This is a genomic window from Desulfonispora thiosulfatigenes DSM 11270 (assembly GCF_900176035.1).
GTDB classification, from domain to species: Bacteria; Bacillota; Peptococcia; order Peptococcales; family Desulfonisporaceae; genus Desulfonispora; species Desulfonispora thiosulfatigenes.
The window spans coordinates 1-1,218 of record NZ_FWWT01000001.1 but is presented as its reverse complement, the minus strand read 5'-3'; the positions used below and the strand labels follow the sequence as shown (position 1 = coordinate 1,218).

The following is a 1,218-nucleotide window of genomic DNA, read 5'->3' as shown; positions in this document are numbered from 1 at the left end:
TTATTCAGTGATAGCCGTAACTACACCAGCACCAACTGTACGTCCACCTTCACGGATTGCAAAACGTAAACCTTCTTCTACTGCAATTGGAGTGATTAATTCTATATCCATTTTAATGTTGTCTCCAGGCATTACCATTTCTGTTCCTTCTGGTAATGTGATTACGCCTGTTACATCTGTTGTTCTAAAATAGAATTGTGGACGGTATCCGTTGAAAAATGGTGTGTGACGTCCGCCTTCTTCTTTTGTTAATACATATACTTCTGATGCGAATTTTGTATGAGGTTTGATTGATCCTGTTTTTGCTAATACTTGACCTCTTACGATATCTTTTCTATCTACTCCACGTAGTAACGCTCCGATATTATCTCCTGCTTCTGCTGCATCTAATAACTTACGGAACATCTCTACTCCTGTTACGATTGTTTTCTTTGTTTCTTCTGTCATTCCTACGATTTCTACTTCTTCGCCTACTTTAACTTGTCCACGTTCTACACGTCCTGTTGCTACTGTTCCACGTCCTGTGATACTAAATACATCCTCTACTGGCATTAAGAATGTTTTATCGCTATCTCTTTCAGGAGTTGGGATGTAGTCGTCTACTGCTTTCATTAATTCTAATATTTTTTCTCCCCATGGGCCTGTTGGATCTTCTAATGCTTTTAAACCAGATCCTCTAATTACAGGAATGTCATCTCCTGGGAAATCATATTCGCTTAATAATTCTCTTACTTCCATTTCTACTAATTCTAATAATTCTTCATCATCTACCATGTCTGCTTTGTTTAACCATACAACTAATGATGGTACACCTACTTGACGTGCAAGTAAGATATGCTCACGCGTTTGTGGCATTGGGCCATCTGCTGCACTTACTACTAAGATTCCACCGTCCATTTGTGCTGCACCTGTAATCATGTTCTTTACATAGTCAGCGTGACCTGGGCAGTCTACGTGTGCATAGTGACGATTTTCTGTCTCATACTCTACATGAGAAGTATTGATTGTAATTCCTCTTTCTCTTTCTTCTGGTGCTTTATCGATTTGGTCGAATTTTTGTGCTGTTGCTCCACCTGCTTGAGCTAATACGTTTGTGATTGCTGCTGTTGTTGTTGTTTTACCATGGTCTACGTGACCTATTGTTCCAATATTAATGTGTGGCTTATTTCTTTCAAACTTTGCTTTTGCCATCGTTTATTCCTCCTTAATTAACTAATT

Annotated in this window: 1 protein-coding gene; it reads right to left on the bottom strand. The window is 38.8% G+C overall.

What is annotated here, in order from left to right; all coding sequences use genetic code 11:
• Positions 1-1,191, bottom strand: a complete 1,191-nt coding sequence (gene tuf, locus B8965_RS00005) for an elongation factor Tu (RefSeq protein ID WP_084051823.1) — start codon at positions 1,189-1,191, stop codon at positions 1-3.
• Positions 1,192-1,218: the final 27 nt, after the last annotated feature.